The organism is Variovorax trehalosi (genome assembly GCF_051216415.1).
Classification (GTDB): domain Bacteria; phylum Pseudomonadota; class Gammaproteobacteria; order Burkholderiales; family Burkholderiaceae_C; genus Variovorax.
Map to the genome: position 1 here is coordinate 1,103,572 of NZ_JBPJZG010000001.1, position 18,498 is coordinate 1,122,069.

The window sequence follows — 18,498 nt, forward strand, 5'->3', positions numbered from 1 at the left end:
CTTCACCGCGACCTCCGGCAGATCCTTCCTTCATTCATCCACCCCCGCAGAGAGACAACACGCATGACCATGACCCTTCTCACCCAGACGAAGAAACTGGCGTTCGTCGCCACCCTGTTCGCAGCCGCTTGCGGTGCGGCGCACGCGGCCGACGAAGTCATTCGCCACCGCATTCCGAACTCCACCTTTCCGATCGCGGCCGCGGTGGAGGTTCCTTCGTCCTTCACCAACGTGTACCTCTCGGGCCAGGTGCCGCCGCTGCAGGACGCGGCCGCGCCCAAGAATAGTGCCGCGGCCTACGGCGGCGACACCAAGGGCCAGACCATCGGCGTGCTCAAGGCCATCGAGAAGAGCCTCACGGGCCTGGGCCTCACGATGGGCGACGTGGTGAAGATGCAGGTGTTCCTGGTGGGCGATCCGGCCAAGGACAACAAGATGGACTTCGCCGGCTTCATGGAGGGCTACACCCAGTTCTTCGGCACCACGGCGCAGCCCAGACTGCCGGTGCGCTCGACGATGCAGGTGGCGGCGCTGGTCAACCCGGCGTACCTGGTCGAGATCGAGGTGACGGCGGTCCGCCCGGCCAAATCGAAGTAGCCTCCCCGGCGGTACGAGTGGCGCAGCAGCCACAACTTTCGACTTAGCGCCGCCGCCGCAGGGCCTAAAATCCCGCCCGTTGGTGCTCGCGCCGTGGTTCGCACGGCGCAGTTCAACGGGAAGCAGGAGTGAACGCCCCGAGAGGTCCGCAAGCCGGACATCGGACCAAGGCCGAAGCCGCCTGCGCTGCCCCCGCAACGGTCAAGCAGACGACGCCGCAAGGCGCCACCCCTTTCCATCCAGCCACTGGGCGCCCTGAAACAGGCGCCTGGGAAGGCGGCAGGGGCTGTTCTGCCAGCCCGGATACCGGCCAACAAGGCGGCTGCCGCATGCATGAACGAACAAGAACCGGTTCATGCCAGCGGCGGTCATTGCGCCCAGGGCGCCGGCGGGGAGGCCGGCCAGGGGCATTGACGTTCGTTCGGCTCACTCATGATTTCCTGCGTTTCTTTTTCCCGCGCTGCTCGCGGTCGCGCGCCTGCGCCCATCCGCCATCGCGGCCTTGCCTGCCTGCCGCTCGCGCTGGCCTCGGCCTTCGGCGGCTTCGCACTGATCCAACTGCCGACCCTGGCGCATGCGCAGGAACAAAAAGCCGCGCCCACGCTGGCCGAAACGGTGGTCACGGCCAACCGCACGCCGCAGCCGCTGTCGGACCTGGTGGGCGACGTGTCGATCATCGATCGCCAAACCATCGAGCGCAGCGGCGCGACCGGTGTGGCCGATGTGCTGGCGCGCCAGCCCGGCATCGAGATCACGCGCAACGGCGGCGTGGGCAACAACACCAGCCTGTACATCCGCGGGGCCGAGACGCGCTTCACGGCCGTCTACCTCGACGGCGTGCGCATCGACTCGCAATCGACCGGCGGCGCCGGCTGGGAAGGCATTCCGCTCGCGCAGATCGACCGCATCGAGGTGCTGCGCGGTCCGGCCGCCGCGGTGTATGGCTCCGACGCCATCGGCGGCGTGATCCAGCTCTTTACCAAGCGCGGCGAAGAGGGCGTGTCGCCCTACGCGGGCATCGGCTTCGGCAGCCATGGCCTGCGCAAGATCGAAGGCGGCGTGAGCGGCAAGTCGGGCCTGTTCGACTATTCGTTCGGTGTCGCGCACGAAGAGAGCAAGGGCTTCAATGTGCAGCCCGCCGACAAGCGCACGCCCTCGAAGGACGGCTTCACCAGCCCCGACCGCGACGGCTACCGCAGCACTTCCGGCAACCTGAAGCTGGGCTTCCAGATCACGCCCGACCAGCGCATCGAAGCCACCTTGCTCCAAAGCAACGTCGAGGCCGGCTACGACGCCTCGGTCAGCTTCAGGACCCGGCCGCCGGTCCGGTTCAGGAACGACGTCTCGGACAACACGCTGCGCACCGCCGGCCTCACCTGGTCGGCCAAGTGGAACGACATCTACAGCACCCGCGTGCAAGTGACCGACTCGCAATCGGTCTACAAGACGCAGCCTTCGTTCTATCGCACCGAAACCAACCTGCGTGGCTACCTGTTCCAGAACGAGTTCCGCTTCGGCCCGCACCTGGTGACGGCCACGCTGGAGCGCCGCGAAGACGCGCTGGAAAACGCACCCACCACCTCGGCCAGGCTGTTCTCGCAAGACCGCTCGCAGAACGCGCTCGCGCTCGGCTACGGCTTCGTGCAGGGCCCGCATTCGCTGCAACTGCATGTGCGCCGCGACAAGGACAGCGAGTTCGGCGGCAAGACCACCGGCAGCGCCGCCTACGGCTTTGCCATCCTGCCGTCGCTGCGCTTCACCGCATCGGCCGGCACCGCTTTCCGCGTGCCCACGCTCTACCAGCGCTTCAGCGAATACGGCGTGGCGACGCTGCGGCCCGAAGACAGCCGCAACGTCGAGCTGGGCCTGAATTACGCCAAGGACGGCACCACCGCCGGCATCGTGGTCTACCGCAACCGCGTGCGCAACCTGATCAACTTCGTGGGCACCGCCACGGGCTGCGCCTCGTCGTTCGGCTGCTACACCAACGTGAACCGCGCCACCCTGCAGGGCGCGACGCTGTCGGCCAGCCAGCGCATCGGCGATGTCACGCTGCGTGCCTCGCTCGACGTGCAGGACCCCAAGGACGCCGAGACCGGCAACCTGCTCGCACGCCGCGCCAAGCGCCACGGCACGATTGGCGCCGACTGGCGCGTGGCCGGTTGGACGCTGGGCGCCGAAGTGCAGGCTTCGAGCCAGCGCTACGACGACACGGCCAACAAGATCAAGCTCGGCGGCTACACGCTGCTGAACCTGTCGGCCAGTACGCAGATCGCACGGGACCTGAACCTCGTGGCCCGCATCGACAATGTGGGCGACAAGGACTACCAGTACGCACGCCTCTATGCCAACGGGGGCCGCAGCGCCTACCTCGGCCTCAAGTGGACACCGCAGTAAACGACCTTTCGCCACGACTCGGCACCGCAGCCACCTGTGCCGCGGTGCTGATCGCCGCGCCAGCCTCGGGGCAGGGCAAGACCACGGTGGCGGCTGCGCTCGCGCGGCTGCATGTGCGGCAGGGGCGGCGGGTGAGGGCCTTCAAGTGCGGGCCTGACTTTCTGGATCCGCACTGGTTGGCGCTCGCCACCGGCGCGCCGGTGCATTCGCTGGACCTGTGGATGACCGGGGAGGCCGATTGCAGGGCGCGCCTGCGTGCCGCGGCCGCCGAAGCCGATCTCGTGATCGTCGAAGGCGTGATGGGTCTGTTCGACGGCACGCCGAGTGCGGCCGACCTCGCGGAGCGCTTCGGCCTGCCGGTGCTGGCCGTGATCGATGCGCACGCGATGGCCGGCACCTTCGGGGCGCTGGCCTACGGATTGCAGAACTTCAAGCCCGGCCTGCCGTGGGCCGGCGTGCTGGCCAATCGCGTGGCGAGCGAGCGGCACGCAGGCATGTTGAAGGACGCATTGCGCGAGCCTTCGCAATGGATGGGCGCCTTGCCCCGCGACGCGCAGTTCGCGTTGCCCGAGCGGCACCTGGGACTTGTCGGCGCGAATGAACTCGACGATGCAATGGTGCGACTCGATGCGGCCGCCGATGTGCTGGCTGAAACGCCCCTGGGCCAATTGCCGGTCTCGCAACTGCCGCAGGTGCGCTTCGCTGCGCCCGCCGCAGAAGAGCCGGCCACAGCGCCGCTGCTGGCAGGCCGCACCATCGCCATCGCGCGCGATGCGGCGTTCTCCTTCATCTATCCCGCGAACCTCGACGTGCTCTCGGCACTCGGTGCGCGGCTTTCATTCTTCTCGCCGCTGGCGGGCGATGCGTTGCCAGCCTGCGATGCGGTCTGGCTTCCGGGCGGCTACCCCGAGCTGCATGCCGAAGCACTCTCGGCGAACGAATCGATGCGTGCCTCCCTGGCCGCGCACGCCGCCGCGGGCAAGCCCATCTGGGCCGAGTGCGGCGGCATGATGGCGCTGTTCGACGAACTCGCCACGCACACCGATGCGGAGCCGCAGCAGGTCCACCGCGTATGGGGCCTGCTCCCCGGTCGCGTGACGATGCAAAAGCGCCTTGCCGGCCTCGGGCCGCAACAGCTTCAGCTTGGAAGCCACACCCTGCGCGGCCACACCTTTCACTATTCGCGTTGCGAAACGCCGCTCGTGCCTTCCGCCCACACCGCTCGGCCCGGCGCCACGCAGGCCGTCGGTGCGCGCGGGGGCGAGGCTTTCTATGTGCATGGCCCGGTGCGGGCCAGTTATTTCCACGCATGGTTCGCCTCCAGCCCGGAAGCCACGGCGCGGCTCTTCGGCGCCATGCCGATCGAGCTGGGCCACGATGCAGCAAAGGAAGAGATCGATGACCGTTGAGCACGAATTCATCCTCGGTGGCCAGAAGAGCGGCAAGTCGCGCCGCGCCGAGCAGCGCGCCATCGACTGGCTCGCCGCCGCGCCCGGCACCAACCGCGCCGTGCTGATCGCCACCGCCCAGGCCTACGACGACGAGATGCAGGAGCGCATCGTGCGCCACCAGGCCTACCGCGCCGAGCGCGTGCCCGCCATGCGGACCATCGAGGAGCCGGTCGAGCTCGCGCGCGCCATCGTCACCCAGAGCGCACCCGAGACGCTGGTGGTGGTCGACTGCCTCACGCTCTGGCTCACCAACCTGTTGATGCCGTTGCGCACCGAAGCCGCGCGGCCGGTGACGCGCACGCCCTCGGCCCATATCACCATGTTGCTGATCGCACTGCGCGAGGCGCGCGGACCGGTGGTGCTGGTCGGCAACGAGATCGGCCTGGGCGTGATTCCGCTCGGCCGCGAGACACGCGCCTTCGTCGATGCGCTGGGGCGGCTGAACCAGGACGTGGCCGCTGCCTGCGGCCGCGTGACGCTGATGGCGGCCGGACTGCCACTGAGTCTGAAGGCGCCCGCTTGATGAAGCTGCGCCGGATTTCATCGCTGCTCGCCGCCGCCATCGGCCTGTCGCTGTGCGCACTCGCCGCGCACGCGTTCGATGTGGTCGACGAACGCGGCGTCACCGTGAGCCTGCCGCAGCCGCCGCAGCGCATCGTTTCGCTCCTGCCGTCACTCACCGAATCCGTCTGCGCGCTCGGCGCCTGTGAGCGGCTGGTGGGCGTTGACAACTATTCCAACTCGCCGGCCGCCGTGCGCGCCTTGCCGCAGATGGGCGGCGGCATCGATCCCAACGTGGAAGCCATCGTCGCGCTCAGGCCCGACGCGGTGCTGCTGGCCAAGTCGTCGCGCGTCACGCAGCGGCTCGAGGCGCTGGGGTTGAAGGTGCTGGTGCTCGAACCCAAGAGCCATGCCGATGTGCAGCGCGTGCTCGGCAAACTCGACCAGGTGCTCGGCACGCACGAGGCGCCACGCGTCTGGCGCGTGATCGATGCGAGCGTGTCGGCCGCGGCGCAGTCGGTGCCCGCGAGCGCGAAAGGCAAGCGCGTGTACTTCGAGGTGAACACCGGGCCGTATGGCGCGGGCGAGTCGTCGTTCATCGGCGAGACGCTCACGCGGCTGGGCATGAAGAACATCGTGCCGGCCAAGCTCGGGCCGTTTCCCAGGCTCAACCCCGAGTACGTGGTGCGCGCCAATCCCGACCTCATCATGGTCAGCGTGCGCAGCGCGCAGGGGTTGGAGCAGCGGCCCGGCTGGGGCGGCATCCGCGCGGTGCGCGAAGGGCGCATCTGCCGCTTCGATGCGCTGCAGTCCGATGTGCTCGTGCGCCCCGGTCCGCGCATGGATGAGGCCGCGCGCTTGATGGCGCAATGCCTGGTGGAAAAGGGCCAGTGAACGCCGCCCGCATGCACACCGCCCACCTGCGCCGCGTCGTGCTGCTCGGCACGGCCCTGCTGGTGCTGGGCATCGCGCTGCTGCTGTTCGGCCTCGGCATCGGCAGCACCGGTTTCGAAAGCCTGCTGGCGGCGCGGCATGACCCGGTCGCGCTGCAGATCGTCTGGGACATCCGCCTGCCGCGCACGCTCGGCGCGTGGCTCGCGGGCGCGCTGCTCGGGCTCGCGGGCGCGGTGGCGCAGGGGCTGTTCCGCAATCCGTTGGCCGATCCCTATCTGCTCGGCAGCGCTTCGGGCGCATCGCTGGGCGTGGCGGTGGCGCTGATGCTTTTCGGCGGCTCGGCCGCGAGTACGCAGTGGGTGATGCGGCTCGGGCTCACGGGCGCGGCCTTCGTTGGCGCGGTGCTCGCGGTGCTGCTCACGCTGACGCTGGCGCGTGGGGTGCAGCAAACGCTGCGACTCTTGCTCGCGGGCGTGATCGTCGGCGTGGTGCTCGGCGCCGCGAAGGACCTGATCACCATCGCCTCGGCGGACATCCTGCAGGCGATCCAGGGCTTCATCCTCGGCAGCACTGGCCTCGTCGGCTGGAGCGCCTGCGCCGTGATGGGCGCGGTCTGCTCGGTGTGCCTGCTGGCGGCGTGGGCGTTGGCGCCGGTGCTCGATGGATTGGCACTCGGCGAGGCGACTGCCCGCAGTCTCGGCCTGCCGCTGGGCGCCATGCGCGCGGCGCTGGTCGTGGTGCTCGCGCTGGCGACCGGCGCGGCCGTGGCGCAGACCGGCCTGATCGCCTTCGTTGGCCTGGCGGCGCCGCACCTCGTGCGCTCGGTGGTCAAGACCACGCATGCGCGGCTGATCGTGCTCGCGGCACTGATGGGCGGCTTGCTGCTGATGGCGGCCGATCTGTTGGCGCGCTGGCTGATCGCGCCGCAGGAGCTGCCCGTGGGCGTGCTCACCGCGGTGCTCGGCGGCAGCTATCTGCTGTGGCTCATGCATCGACGCGGCGCGCGTGGAGGTTTGTCATGAGCGGCGCAGCCATCGAAGCTCGCCAAGTCAGCGCCACGCTCGGCACGACCGAGGTGCTGCACGATATCGACCTTGCGCTTTCGTCCGCCCGCTGGACCAGCATCGTCGGCCCGAACGGCGCGGGCAAGTCGACGCTGCTCAAGGCGCTCGCGGGCCTGCTCGCGCATCGCGGCGAGGTGCGGTTGTTCGGCGAGGCCGAGGGCAAGGTCCCCGCCCGCATCCGCGCGCAGCGCCTCTCGTGGCTCGGCCAGAGCGGCACGGGCGAGGCGAGCGCCGATGACCTGATGGTCTACGACGTCGCCATGCTCGGCCGCCTGCCGCATCAGCGCTGGCTCGCGGCCCCGAGCGCGGCCGACCGTGAGGCCGTGGAGCGCGCCCTGCGCAGCACGCAAGCCTGGGACTGGCGCGACCGCCCACTAGGCCAACTCTCGGGCGGCGAACGCCAGCGCGTGCTGCTCGCCCGCGCGCTCGCGGTCGAGGCCCAGGTGCTGCTGATGGACGAGCCGCTCGCCAACCTCGACCCGCCGCACCAGGCCGACTGGATGCAGACCGCCCGCGCGCTCGTGGCCGAGGGCCGCACCGTGGTCAGCGTGCTGCACGAATTGCCGATGGCATTGGCCGCCGACGAAATGGTCGTGATGGACAAGGGCCGCGTGGTGCATCACGGCGGCTGCGACGACCCGGCCACCCACACCGCGCTCGAACAGGTGTTCGACCACCGCATCCGCGTGCATCGCGTGGCGGACCAGTGGATCGCGCTGCCGAAATAAGCAAGGAACACACATGCAGATCGAAACTCCCCCCAGCGAAAAGCCCTACGAGAAGCCCGAGGGCGAACGCCGCGGCATCGTCATCGTCAACACCGGCGACGGCAAGGGCAAGAGCACCGCGGCCTTCGGCCTCGCGCTGCGCGCCCACGGCCGTGGCAAGCCCGTGAAGATCTACCAGTTCATGAAGGTGCCCTCGGCGCGCTTCGGCGAGCACCGCATGTTCGAGCAGATCGGCATTCCGATCGAAGGGCTCGGCGACGGCTTCAGCTGGAAGAGCCAGGACCTCGAACGCTCGGGGCAGCTCGCGCGCGACGGGTGGGAGAAGGCCAAGGCGGCGATCCTCTCGGGCGAATTCTTCCTGGTGGTGCTCGACGAGATCACCTATCCGCTGATCTACGGCTGGCTGCCGCTTGAAGGCGTGCTCGAAACGCTGCGCGCGCGGCCCAAGCATGTGCACGTGGCGCTCACGGGGCGCCGCTGCCCCCCCGAGCTCATCGAGCTGGCCGATACCGTGACCGAGATGACGCTGGTCAAGCACGCGTTCAAGGCCGGCATCCCGGCGCAGCGCGGCATCGAGGATTGACAGCAATGGCGCAGCACGCATTCGCGGCCGACGAGGCGAGGGCGGTGTACCGCGTCATCCGCGAGCGACGCGACATGCGGCACTTCGCGGGTGGCGAGGTCGCGTCCGAGGTGCTGCGCCGGCTGTTGGACGCGGCGCACCACGCACCCAGCGTGGGGTTCATGCAGCCGTGGCGCTTCATCCGTATCCGCGATGCCGCATTGCGCCAGCGCCTGCACGATGCGGTCGAGCGCGAACGCGTGCTCACCGCGCGCGCCCTCGGCGAGCGCGAAGAAGCGTTCATGCGCCTGAAGGTGCAAGGTCTGCTCGATGCGGCCGAACTGCTGGTCGTGACGCTGGCCGACGACCGCGAGAGGCACGTGTTCGGCCGCCGCACCCTGCCACAGATGGACCTGGCTTCGGCCTCCTGCGCCATCCAGAACCTCTGGCTCGCGGCGCGCGCCGAAGGGCTGGGCATGGGGTGGGTGTCGCTGTTCGATCCGATCGAACTGAGCGCCTTGCTCGGCCTGCCCGACGGCGCCGAGCCCATCGCGCTGCTGTGCCTGGGCCCGGTGCACGATTTCTACGAAGAGCCGATGCTGCAGCGTGAACGCTGGGCGAAGCGCGAGCCGCTGTCCGCATTGGTGTTCGACGAGCACTGGGGCCAGCCGTCGGACCTGTTTTCTCCCATCCCGTCTTCCGTGGAATCCGCCTGATGCTGGCCTTCGATACCGTCCTCTTCGAGCTCGCACGGCTGTTTCTCTGGCCCGTGACGCTCGGCGTTTTGCTCTCCTTCGTCTATGCGGTGTATTGCCTCGGCGCCTTCGGCATCGAGTACCTGCAGCGCCGCCGCGACCCGTCGCGCGTGCTGACACTGCAACGCCATGCCGATGCGAGCCAGGAGCAGATGGAGCTGGTGGTGCTCAAGCAGCTCGAAGGCGTGCGCCTGTGCAGCCGCGTGGCGCCGATGCTCGGGCTGATCGCCACGATGATCCCGATGGGGCCGGCACTCGTCGCCGTTGCTTCGGGTGAGTCGCAGGGCGTGGCGCAAAGCCTCGCGCCCGCGTTCGCCGCCGTGATCGTGGCGCTCGCCTCGGCATCGATCACCTTCGTGGTCTACACCGTGCGCCGCCGCTGGCTGATGCGCGAGCTGGTGACGGTGCTCGATGCGCGGGATCGCCTCTCATGAGTCGCAGGCAGTTCTCGATATTGAGCAGCCTCGACACCGATGACGACGACCCGGTGCTCTCGACCATCAACCTGATCGACGTGTTCATGGTGGTGATCGGCATGCTGATGATCGCAGTCATCAACAACCCGATGAGCCCGTTCGCGCAGGACAAGGTCACGATCATCCGCAACGAGGGCAAGCCCGACATGGAGATCATCACGCGCGAAGGTCAGAAGATCACGCGCTTCAAGGCCAGCGGCGCGACGGGGCAGGGCGACGGCGAGAAGGCCGGCACGGCCTGGCGGTTGAAGGATGGCACGATGGTCTATGTGCCCGCGGACGCCGTTCCGGCTGTTCGGGGCGGGAAGTGACGCGGCTCCTCGTCGTGCTCCTGCTGATGGCGCTGGCGTTCTGCGCGCACGCCGAGCCGGACGAGCCTTCGCGCATTGTGGTGCTGAGCACGTCGCTCGTGTCGCCGGCGCGCGTGGTGCGGTTGCAGGAGGCGGTGCACGAAGTGGGATTGCCATTGCAGGTGGTGTCGGCTGCGAAGGATTCGCCAGAAGTGCTGGCTTCGGCGCTCAAGGGTGCGCGGCTGCTGGTGATCGACGCGCCGCACATCAGCGTGGCGCAGGCCGCGGCGGCGCGATTCGGTGATGTGATTTCTCGCAGCCCCGTGCCCTATGTGTTGATCGGCGAATTCGCGCTTGTCGCCAAGGGGCAAACCCCCAGCGCGGCGCCACTCGCTGCCGAACGTGGCGTCGATGCGGTCTGGGCGCAGCGGCTGCGGGAGTACTGGCGGTTCGCCGGCACGGCCAACCTGAAGTCGGCGATGAAGGCGCTGGCACAGATCGACGATGTGAACGGCCTGCCGCCGCCCGTGCCGACGCCGCTCTCTGGCTTCTATCACCCGCGCTGGCCGCGCATCGAAACGGATATCTCCGCAATTGCCGGGCTGACTGGTTCCGCCGGAACCGTCGCCATCGCCGTCAACAGCGCCACCGTGACGGGCGACGACACCGGCTGGCTCGACAGGCTGATAGGCACACTCGAACAACGCGGCCTGCGCGCCTACGCCTTCTACGGCCCGCGCCAGCAGAAAGACCTGTTCTTCCGCATGACGCATGCGACCGATGTGCAAGAGCGCCGCGTGGCCGACCTGATCGTCAACGCCTCGCTGGTCTTCGCGCCGAACGAGCGCAAGGCGGAGTTGGAGCGCATCGGCGTGCCGGTGCTCCAGACGCTGCCCTCGCTCGCGATGGACGCCGCGCAATGGACAGAGAGCAAGGACGGCCTTGCGCAAACCGACATTGCCTCGTACTACAGCCCGAGCGAACTGGCGGGCATGACAGACCCGATGCTCGTGAGCGCGCGCGACGCCGCGACCGGCACGCTGCAACCGCTGCCCGCGCAAATCGACGCGGTGGCCGGTAAAGCGGCGGCGCTGCTGCGGCTGCAGCGCACGCCGGTCGCGGACCGCCGTGTCGCGATGCAGGTCTACAACTACCCGCCGGGCGAGGCGAACTTCGGCGCGTCTTTTCTCAACGTGCCGCGCAGCGTGAACAACATGCTGGCGGCCATGCAATCAGCGGGCTACCGCACCGCGATACCCGGCGCGGATGCGCTCATTGCGCAGGTGCAGGCGACGATGAAGGCTTACTACCCGGTCGATGGCGGCGATGCGTTGCAACCGCTGCTCGACAAGGGGTTGGCCGATTCGCTGCCGCTGGCGCGCTATGTCTCGTGGTTTCGCGCACTGCCTGCCGAGACGCAGCGGCGCATCGAGACCTACTGGGGGTCACCCGAGAAGTCGACGATGCTGCGGCCTGTTGCGGGCGAGGAGGCCTTCGTCATCCCGCGCGTGCAGTTCGGCAACGTCGTCGTGCTGCGCCAGCCGCCGCGCTTCGAGCCCGACACGCAGGTGGCGGGCAAGGCCGAGCAGGTCTATCACCGCTCGGCCATTCCGCTGAGCCACGGCTATCTCGCGACCTACCTCTGGCTGCGCACGCAGTTCGGCGCGAGTGCGGTCGTGCACGTGGGCACGCACGGCACGGTCGAATGGTCGGCGGGCAAGGAGCGCGGGCTCTCGGTGCAGGACGATCCGCTGCTCGCGCTCGGCGACCTGCCGAACGTGTACCCGTACATCATGGACAACCTCGGCGAGGCCACCACCGCCAAGCGCCGCGGCCGCGCGACGATGGTGAGCCACTCGACGCCGATGTTCGCGCCCGCGGGCTTTCGGCCCGGCGTGCAGGCGATGCACCAGCGGATGCACGACTGGGAGACGCTGTCGCCCGGGCCGGTGAAGGCCGCGATGGAAAGGCAGCTTGCCGCGGAATTCATCGAGCAGCACTACGACCGCGACCTGAAATGGACGCCCGCAAGGATTCGCGCCGACTTCGCGGGCTTCATCGCGGTGCTGCATCCGTACCTTGACGAACTGGCGCAGACCGCGCAGCCGCTGGGCCTTGCCACATTCGGGCAGGCGCCCGATGCGGAGCGGCGGCGCATGACGATCCTGCAGATCCTCGGCAAGCCCTTGGCCGAGGCGCTGGGCGAAGACATCGATGAGGCCTTCCTGATCGATGCGAAGAACATCGCGGCCTCACGCCCGGCGCGATGGGTCGAGATCGCGGTCAAGGACGTCGAAGCCGCGAGCGCGATAGGCGCAGACGCCGCGAAAGCTGAAGCGTTGCGAGCCATGGCTCGACGCGCGCAGAAGATCGACGCCGCACTCGCCCACAACGAGGAAATCGAAGGCCTGCTCACCGCCCTCGACGGCCGCTACCTCAAGGCCAGCTACGGCGGCGACCCCGTGCGCAATCCCGACAGCCTGCCGACCGGCCGCAACCTCTACGGCTTCGACCCGAGCCGCGTGCCAACGCGCACTGCGTGGGACATCGGCGTCGCCGCGATGGATGCCTGGATCGCCGAGCATGCCAAGACCCACGCCGGCAAGCCGCCCGAGAAGATTGCCTTCACCCTCTGGGCCGGCGAGGCCTCGCGCCATCAAGGCGTGCTGGAGAGCCAGGCCTTCTACGCCATGGGCGTGAAGCCGCGCTGGGACGAGGCAGGGCGCATCGCGGGCATCGAGGTGCTGCCTGCGTCGACGTTGAAGCGGCCGCGCATGGACGTGCTGATCAGCGTCACCGGCTCCTACCGCGACCAGTTCCCGAACGTGATGCGCTGGCTCGACGAGGCGGTGCAACAGGTGGCGACCCTGAACGAGCCCGGCAACGCCGTCGCGCAACACAGCGAGGCGCTGGCCCGCAAGCTCCGCACGGAAGGTGCCACGCCGGCTGAGGCGAAACGTTGGTCGACCGCGCGCGTGTTCTCGAACGAACAGGGCAGCTACGGTGCCGGGCTCGAGGAGGCTGCGCTCGCAAGCGACGTGTGGACTTCGCAGCGGCGCGGCGGCGGCGATGCGCAGATGGCGCAGCTCTACATGGACCGCATGGGCCACGCCTATGGCCAAGGGCTAGACGGCGCCCGGCGCACCGGCGCCTACGCGGGCAATCTCGCGCAGGTCGACGCGGCGCTGATGGCGCGCACCTCCAACCTCTACGGCGTGCTCACCAACGACGATCCGTTCCAGTACCTGGGCGGCATTGCGCATGCCGTGCGGCAACTCACCGGCAAGGACCCCGCGCTCTACGTGCAGAACCTGCGAGACAGCGGCGCGGTACGCACCGACACCGCCGCGGGCGCCATCGCGCGCGAGATGCAGACGCGCTACCTGCACCCCCAATGGATAGCAGCGCAGAAGGCCGAGGGCTACAGCGGCACGCTGCAGGTGCTCAAGACCGCGCAGTTCCTCTGGGGCTGGCAGGTCACCGCGCCTGGCACGGTGCGGCAGGATCAGTGGCAGTCGCTGCACGACGTGTATGTGCGCGACCGATACAAGCTGGGCACGCGCGAATGGCTGGAAGGCGACAACCGTGCCGCATTTGCGCAGACGCTGGAGCGCATGCTCGATGCGGTGCGGTTGAATTACTGGAAGCCCGACGCGGCGACGCGGCGAGAGCTGGCAACGGCCTACGCCGAGGCTGTGCGTGCCACGGGTCTTCGCGAGCGCAACACGGCGGTTCAGCGGTTCGTGCAGGCGGAACTGTCGCCGCGAACTGCCCCGGTGGAGGTGCGCAGCGCGTCCTCGGCAACGCCGGTCGCTGAACCTTCGCCCCCACCGGCGCCCGACGAGGCCACCCCCTCACAAGACGGCAGCGCCCAGTCCGTGACCGGCCTCAAGCTCGAACCGGCGTCCGACGAGGCTCCGCCACCGAAGGCCGAGACCGTGGTGCTCCGTCTCTGGGTCGCATTCGGCGCGGCGTTGCTCATCGCGCTCGGCGCCTTCGCGCAGTGGCAGCGCGGCCGGGCGCGACACCCGACGGCCGCCGCCTGATTCGCGAGAATGACGGCCCCCATGCCAGCTATCTCCTTCGCCCATGTCCTCGTCGCCGTCGCGGCGCTCTGGCTCGCGCTGGCCATCGACCGCTGGCTGGGCGAGCCGACGGCGCGGCTGCATCCAGTGGTGTGGATGGGGCAGTACCTTGGCTGGATCGGCTTGCACATCGCGCCGGAGCCCCACCGGGTGAAGCGCGTGGACCTGCCGCTGTTCTTCATCGGCACGTTGACGTGGTGCGTCGGCGGCATGACGGTTTGGTGCGTGGCGCTGCTGCTGCAATCGCTCGCCACGCTGCATCTCCCCGCATGGGCCGCGGCCGTGCTGCTGGGACTGTTGCTCAAGCCGCTCTTCGCATGGCGGATGCTGCGCGACGAAGTGCTCGCGGTCGAGGCGGCGTTGGCCGTGTCGCTCGACGCGGGCCGGGCGCAACTGTCCCGCCTGGTAAGCCGCGATGTTGCCGCGCTCAGCGAGCGCGAGGTGCGCGAGAGCGCCATCGAATCGCTGGCCGAGAACCTCAACGACTCGCTGGTGGCGCCGCTGTTCTGGTTCGTGCTGCTCGGCCTGCCGGGCGCGGCCCTCTACCGCTTTGCCAACACGGCCGATGCGATGTGGGGCTACCGCGGTTTGCGCAACGGCCGCGACTGGACCTGGCTCGGCAAATGGGCCGCCCGCGCCGACGATGTGCTCTCGTGGCTTCCGGCGCGCATCACCGTGCTGCTGCTGACCCTGGCGGCGTGGCGATGGCCGAGGGACCTGGGCCGCGAGGCGCGCCGCACGCCGTCGCCCAACAGCGGCTGGCCGATGGCGGCGATGGCGTTGCTCGTCGGCGTGCGGCTGGCAAAGCCCGGCGTCTACACCTTGAACGGCGAGGGGCGCAAAGCCGCGGCGGCAGACACGCACCGCACCGCCGTGCTGGGCGGCAGGGCGGTGCTGGCGTGGGCGGTGGTCGCGTCGGTGGCGATCCTTGCGATGGCGAGGTGGCCATGACATTCGCCGATGCCCTGCACGGCGGCCCCGACGAGACCGGCGCCGCGCCGCACGATTTCTCTACCAATGGCAACGCGGTGGGCGCGTGTCCGGCGGCGGTGGCCGCATTGCGCGCGGTCGACGCTGCGCACTATCCCGATCCGCGCTACACGTCGCTGCGTGAAAGGCTCGCAGCATTTCATGGTGTCGCGGGCGAACGCATCGTGATCGCCGCGAGTGCGAGCGAATTCATCCATCGCATCAGCGCGGCCGTCGCACAGCGCGGCGGCCGGCAGGTCTGGTTGCCTGTACACAGCTACGGCGACTATGAGCGTGCGGCGCAAGCCTGGGGGCTGGAGGTGTCGCGTGCGCCCGAGCCGCACCACGGCGCTGCGTTGCACTGGTGCTGCGAGCCATCCAGTCCGCTCGGGCAGGCACAGGCCGATCTCGCGTTGCATGCGCAATCCAGCAGCGCCTGCGTGCTCGACATGGCCTACGAACCGCTGCGCCTCGAAGGCCAGGCGTCGCTCGATGCCGCGCAGCGCAACCGCGTCTGGCAACTCTGGACGCCGAACAAGGCGATGGGCCTCACCGGCATCCGTGCCGCCTATGCGATCGCACCCGACGACGCCACTGCCCAGTCTCTGATGCAGCGGCTCGAACGACTCGCACCGTCATGGCCGATCGGCGCACACGGCGTGGCATTGCTCGAAACCTGGACCGGCGAAGAAGCACAAGGCTGGCTCGCGCAAAGCCTGCAGACCTTGCGAAGCTGGAAGGCGCAACAGCGCGCGCTCTGCGAATCGCTCGGCTGGCAGTGCCTCCCCAGCGACGCCAATTTCTTCTGCGCCCGCACCGACACGCCATACCCCCGGCTGGCTGCGGCCCTGCGTGCGGACGGCATCAAGCTGCGCGACTGTGCCTCCTTCGGCCTGCCAGGCCACGTGCGCCTCGGCGTGCTGCCGCCGCAGAGCCAACAGGCGCTGAAGCAAGCCTGGACACGCGCAGCCGCTTGCCCCGAAGATTGAAAACATGCTCTACGCCATCACCTCGCTCTTTCTTTGCCAACTGGCCGGCGAACTGCTCGTTCAGTGGCTGGGCCTGCCGATTCCCGGTCCGCTGATCGGCATGGTGCTGATGTTCATCGCGCTGCTTGTGCGCGGCAGCGTGCCGCAGGCGCTGACCGATACCTCGGGCCATCTGCTGCGCAACCTGATGCTGCTGTTCATTCCGGCCGTGACCGGCGTCATGCTGCATTTCGAGCGGGTGGGGCGCGAGTGGCTGCCGTTCCTCGCGGCCGGCATCGTCGGTGCGGCGTTCACGATGACCGTTACTGCGCTCACCTTTCGCTGGATGATCCGCGTCACCGGGAAGAACGCCGAATGACCGCGCCGGCAAAGCTCTCCGAGATCTGGGTTTTTCTTGCGCAGTCGCCGCTGCTGTGGCTGTCGCTCACGCTGCTCGCGTACCTGGGCGCGCTGTGGCTGCACCGGCGCAGCGGCGCGAACCCGGTGGTCAATCCGGTGCTGATCTCCGTCGTCGTCATCGTGACGGTGCTGCTCGTCACGCGCACGCCCTACGACACGTATTTCGAAGGCGCGAAGTTCGTGCACTTCCTGATCGGCCCGGCGACCGTGGCGCTGGCCGTGCCGCTCTACGGCCAGATCGCGCGGCTGCGGCGCTTGTGGCTGCCGATCGGCGTGGCGCTGCTGATGGGCTCCGTGGCGGCCATCGTCTCGGCCATCGGCATCGCGTGGGCGCTGGGCGGATCGCACGAACTGATCATGTCACTCGCACCGAAGTCGGCCACCATGCCCATCGCGATGGGCGTGGCGGAGAAGATCGGCGGCCTGCCGTCGCTGGCCGCGGTGGCGGCAGCGGTGGCCGGCATCTCGGGCGCGATCATGGCCACCGGCCTCTTGAACCTGCTGCGCATCAAGGAGCCCGCGGTGCGCGGCTTTGCGGTCGGCATGGCGGCGCACGGCATCGGCACGGCGCGGGCCATCCAGGTGAATGAAACGGCCGGCGCGTTCTCGGCGCTCGCGATGGGGCTGAACGGCATCGCGACGGCGCTGCTGGTGCCGTTGTTGGTCAAGCTGCTCGTGGCCTAACGTTAACGAATAGCTTATCTAAAACTCAAAAAAACGAATCGACGCGCCCAGCAAGTTATCCGAGCAGACCTGCACTGCTTACCGCGTCAAAGTAATCAAACAAGATACTTCGATCATTTCGCTTCGTCGATCTTTTTAAGTGAAGAGTTCCAAGGGTGTCGGGGTAATTCGTAGCCTGCGATGCCCGAGCTAGGAAACCGTCATATTCAGTCGTGGCTGCTTCAAAATACCAGCGTATCAAGGCTGATAAAATAACTGTCCGTTGTTCGTAGTTACTACGCTGCGAGTTTAGAATGCTATAAGGGAAAGCAATGCGATTCGCTTTTCCAATACGGCTTAGCAAGGTGCCAAACTCGGTGACTCCTACGCTACCTTTCGTGATCTGATCAAAATCATCGCGGCGAGATTGTCGAAGTGCGACTAGAAAATAAAGCCATATGAGTGCAATTGGGCTCGCAGGCGCAATCGCTGTCACTGCTGCGGACGACATCATGAATACTACTTGCTGGGTTCGAAGCGGTAGCTCAAAGGAATCTGCAATTGCCGAGAAAACTACAGCTGCGGGCTCATTTTTTTTCAATGCCACGTCCTGGAGGCCAAAGTCAATTTGACCGCTTCCTATTGCTGGCATGGATCGAATAAGCTTCAGTGCAAAACTGTAGTTATCAGGCGTGGGAAGGGATGATTCAAAATCAAAGAATCTCTGTAAATACATTGAGCCATCAAATCCAGGTCCGTAGACCGCCTGAACAGATTTTGATAGCTGGCGCATGTTTGTAGAAATGACGAAAACAACACCTTCAACGGCAAAAAGGTGCTTGATTCCCTCGAGCAGGCGAATTGCGTAGTCTGGCCTGCAGCGATCTAACTCGTCTACAAAAACATAGAGTGGCCCACGGATCGCATCTGCCTCTCTCAATTGTTTAACCAAAGTCTGCAAAGCAAGTCGGAAGGTAGCCGTTGCAGCCGTCCTCGCGCGATGATCCTCGAGAGTTCTCTTGAAAAATAGGTCTAGCGATTTCTCTAACTCCGCTTCCGCTGCTTCAGTCATCTTTCCAAGATCGAAATCGATGGCGTCTGTGTTTCCCTTGATTGCCTCCAACATTTCGTCAGCGGCTATCCCCGTGGCCTTCTTGAGTAAGCCACCCGCCAAGACCGTAGTAGCGGGAACTACCGCCTTTCGGACTGCTTTAAACATACTTGAGGCGGTGTTGGTAATGGCTTTCGACGCTTTTGAAGTTGCGGGGACCTTCTTGCGTAGTACCTGCATCCCAGATTGCAGCTCGGCCATAAATCCCAGCACGGGGTCTGACGACATGTCGTTCTTCCACGCATCAAAAACTAGCGCTCCACGACCATCTGCTCTGAGATCATCTACCCATTTTTGGACAAAGAAGGTTTTCCCCGCTCCCCAATCGGCATCCAAAGCAATAGTCAGGGTGCTATTTGGTTCGGCCATTCGACTCTCGATATATCTCGTGAGAAAAACTGCGTGAGGACGCCTGTTCATGGCGTCGCCTGTCCAAATTAAGGGGGTGACATCCGTGCCATCGGTCATGCAATTCATCTCCGGAGGTATTTTGCGAGCGACTTCAAGTACACCATGTTTGGTGATCCGGGTTTTCGTTATTGATGGATGAACAAACTCCAGTTAATG

The 18,498-nt window shown here is 67.1% G+C and carries 17 protein-coding genes and 1 riboswitch; of the genes, 16 read left to right on the forward strand and 1 reads right to left on the reverse strand.

What is annotated here, in order from left to right; genetic code table 11:
• Positions 1-63 precede the first annotated feature (63 nt).
• The 16 genes from ACSFA7_RS05185 (at position 64) to ACSFA7_RS05260 (ending at position 16,841) form a co-directional block, all read left to right on the forward strand.
• Positions 64-597, forward strand: coding sequence for a RidA family protein (locus ACSFA7_RS05185; protein ID WP_435498385.1), 534 nt, complete (start codon positions 64-66; stop codon positions 595-597).
• Positions 598-661: 64 nt separating this feature from the next.
• Positions 662-926: riboswitch (cobalamin riboswitch) on the forward strand.
• 103 nt (positions 927-1,029) lie between these two features.
• The gene (locus ACSFA7_RS05190; RefSeq protein ID WP_435498386.1) at positions 1,030-2,994 is read left to right on the forward strand and encodes a TonB-dependent receptor domain-containing protein; all 1,965 of its coding nucleotides are present in this window, start codon (positions 1,030-1,032) and stop codon (positions 2,992-2,994) included.
• Positions 2,979-4,403, forward strand: a complete 1,425-nt coding sequence (locus ACSFA7_RS05195; RefSeq protein WP_435498387.1) for a cobyrinic acid a,c-diamide synthase CobB — start codon at positions 2,979-2,981, stop codon at positions 4,401-4,403. The genes ACSFA7_RS05190 and ACSFA7_RS05195 overlap by 16 nt, the downstream gene beginning before the upstream one ends.
• Complete coding sequence (locus ACSFA7_RS05200) at positions 4,393-4,968, forward strand: bifunctional adenosylcobinamide kinase/adenosylcobinamide-phosphate guanylyltransferase (protein WP_435498388.1); 576 nt, start codon at positions 4,393-4,395, stop codon at positions 4,966-4,968. The genes ACSFA7_RS05195 and ACSFA7_RS05200 overlap by 11 nt, the downstream gene beginning before the upstream one ends.
• Positions 4,968-5,840 carry an ABC transporter substrate-binding protein gene (locus tag ACSFA7_RS05205; RefSeq protein WP_435498389.1) on the forward strand — a complete coding sequence of 291 codons (873 nt, stop codon included), beginning with the start codon at positions 4,968-4,970 and terminating at the stop codon, positions 5,838-5,840. The genes ACSFA7_RS05200 and ACSFA7_RS05205 overlap by 1 nt, the downstream gene beginning before the upstream one ends.
• Positions 5,841-5,851: 11 nt before the next feature.
• Positions 5,852-6,862, forward strand: a complete 1,011-nt coding sequence (locus tag ACSFA7_RS05210; RefSeq protein WP_435498390.1) for a FecCD family ABC transporter permease — start codon at positions 5,852-5,854, stop codon at positions 6,860-6,862.
• Complete coding sequence (locus tag ACSFA7_RS05215) at positions 6,859-7,632, forward strand: ABC transporter ATP-binding protein (protein WP_435498391.1); 774 nt, start codon at positions 6,859-6,861, stop codon at positions 7,630-7,632. Before ACSFA7_RS05210 ends, ACSFA7_RS05215 begins: the two co-directional genes overlap by 4 nt.
• A 13-nt stretch (positions 7,633-7,645) precedes the next feature.
• Positions 7,646-8,215 (forward strand): cob(I)yrinic acid a,c-diamide adenosyltransferase, encoded by a 570-nt coding sequence (gene cobO, locus ACSFA7_RS05220; RefSeq protein WP_435498392.1) that lies wholly within the window; start codon positions 7,646-7,648, stop codon positions 8,213-8,215.
• A gap of 5 nt (positions 8,216-8,220) precedes the next feature.
• Entirely contained in the window at positions 8,221-8,910 is a 690-nt protein-coding gene (bluB, locus tag ACSFA7_RS05225; protein ID WP_435498393.1) for a 5,6-dimethylbenzimidazole synthase, read from the forward strand.
• Positions 8,910-9,383, forward strand: coding sequence for a MotA/TolQ/ExbB proton channel family protein (locus ACSFA7_RS05230; protein WP_435498394.1), 474 nt, complete (start codon positions 8,910-8,912; stop codon positions 9,381-9,383). Before bluB ends, ACSFA7_RS05230 begins: the two co-directional genes overlap by 1 nt.
• On the forward strand, positions 9,380-9,736 hold the full coding sequence (locus tag ACSFA7_RS05235) for a DUF2149 domain-containing protein (protein WP_435498395.1): 357 nt from the start codon (positions 9,380-9,382) through the stop codon (positions 9,734-9,736). The genes ACSFA7_RS05230 and ACSFA7_RS05235 overlap by 4 nt, the downstream gene beginning before the upstream one ends.
• Positions 9,733-13,761 carry a cobaltochelatase subunit CobN gene (gene cobN / locus ACSFA7_RS05240; RefSeq protein WP_435498396.1) on the forward strand — a complete coding sequence of 1,343 codons (4,029 nt, stop codon included), beginning with the start codon at positions 9,733-9,735 and terminating at the stop codon, positions 13,759-13,761. The genes ACSFA7_RS05235 and cobN overlap by 4 nt, the downstream gene beginning before the upstream one ends.
• Positions 13,762-13,782: 21 nt before the next feature.
• A complete protein-coding gene (gene cbiB, locus ACSFA7_RS05245; RefSeq protein WP_435498397.1) occupies positions 13,783-14,751 on the forward strand; it encodes an adenosylcobinamide-phosphate synthase CbiB in 969 nt (322 codons plus the stop codon).
• Positions 14,748-15,758, forward strand: a complete 1,011-nt coding sequence (locus tag ACSFA7_RS05250) for an aminotransferase class I/II-fold pyridoxal phosphate-dependent enzyme (RefSeq protein WP_435498398.1) — start codon at positions 14,748-14,750, stop codon at positions 15,756-15,758. The genes cbiB and ACSFA7_RS05250 overlap by 4 nt, the downstream gene beginning before the upstream one ends.
• Before the next feature lie 4 nt (positions 15,759-15,762).
• Complete coding sequence (locus ACSFA7_RS05255; RefSeq protein WP_435498399.1) at positions 15,763-16,116, forward strand: CidA/LrgA family protein; 354 nt, start codon at positions 15,763-15,765, stop codon at positions 16,114-16,116.
• Positions 16,113-16,841, forward strand: coding sequence for an LrgB family protein (locus ACSFA7_RS05260; RefSeq protein ID WP_435498400.1), 729 nt, complete (start codon positions 16,113-16,115; stop codon positions 16,839-16,841). Before ACSFA7_RS05255 ends, ACSFA7_RS05260 begins: the two co-directional genes overlap by 4 nt.
• A 55-nt stretch (positions 16,842-16,896) precedes the next feature.
• Here ACSFA7_RS05260 and ACSFA7_RS05265 read toward each other — a convergent pair whose 3' ends face one another.
• The gene (locus ACSFA7_RS05265) at positions 16,897-18,399 is read right to left on the reverse strand and encodes a KAP family P-loop NTPase fold protein (protein WP_435498401.1); all 1,503 of its coding nucleotides are present in this window, start codon (positions 18,397-18,399) and stop codon (positions 16,897-16,899) included.
• Positions 18,400-18,498 lie beyond the last annotated feature (99 nt).

Excerpts from the sequence above, each read along its gene's own strand:
- ACSFA7_RS05190 (WP_435498386.1), top strand. The coding sequence starts at position 1,030 with ATGATTTCCTGCGTTTCTTTTTCCCGCGCTGCTCGCGGTCGCGCGCCT.
- cobO (WP_435498392.1), top strand. The coding sequence starts at position 7,646 with ATGCAGATCGAAACTCCCCCCAGCGAAAAGCCCTACGAGAAGCCCGAG.
- bluB (WP_435498393.1), top strand. The coding sequence starts at position 8,221 with ATGGCGCAGCACGCATTCGCGGCCGACGAGGCGAGGGCGGTGTACCGC.
- cbiB (WP_435498397.1), top strand. The coding sequence starts at position 13,783 with ATGCCAGCTATCTCCTTCGCCCATGTCCTCGTCGCCGTCGCGGCGCTC.
- ACSFA7_RS05200 (WP_435498388.1), top strand. The coding sequence starts at position 4,393 with ATGACCGTTGAGCACGAATTCATCCTCGGTGGCCAGAAGAGCGGCAAG.
- ACSFA7_RS05260 (WP_435498400.1), top strand. The coding sequence starts at position 16,113 with ATGACCGCGCCGGCAAAGCTCTCCGAGATCTGGGTTTTTCTTGCGCAG.
- ACSFA7_RS05250 (WP_435498398.1), top strand. The coding sequence starts at position 14,748 with ATGACATTCGCCGATGCCCTGCACGGCGGCCCCGACGAGACCGGCGCC.
- ACSFA7_RS05235 (WP_435498395.1), top strand. The coding sequence starts at position 9,380 with ATGAGTCGCAGGCAGTTCTCGATATTGAGCAGCCTCGACACCGATGAC.
- ACSFA7_RS05215 (WP_435498391.1), top strand. The coding sequence starts at position 6,859 with ATGAGCGGCGCAGCCATCGAAGCTCGCCAAGTCAGCGCCACGCTCGGC.
- ACSFA7_RS05255 (WP_435498399.1), top strand. The coding sequence starts at position 15,763 with ATGCTCTACGCCATCACCTCGCTCTTTCTTTGCCAACTGGCCGGCGAA.
- ACSFA7_RS05185 (WP_435498385.1), top strand. The coding sequence starts at position 64 with ATGACCATGACCCTTCTCACCCAGACGAAGAAACTGGCGTTCGTCGCC.
- ACSFA7_RS05265 (WP_435498401.1), bottom strand. The coding sequence starts at position 18,399 with ATGACCGATGGCACGGATGTCACCCCCTTAATTTGGACAGGCGACGCC.
- ACSFA7_RS05210 (WP_435498390.1), top strand. The coding sequence starts at position 5,852 with ATGCACACCGCCCACCTGCGCCGCGTCGTGCTGCTCGGCACGGCCCTG.
- ACSFA7_RS05230 (WP_435498394.1), top strand. The coding sequence starts at position 8,910 with ATGCTGGCCTTCGATACCGTCCTCTTCGAGCTCGCACGGCTGTTTCTC.
- ACSFA7_RS05205 (WP_435498389.1), top strand. The coding sequence starts at position 4,968 with ATGAAGCTGCGCCGGATTTCATCGCTGCTCGCCGCCGCCATCGGCCTG.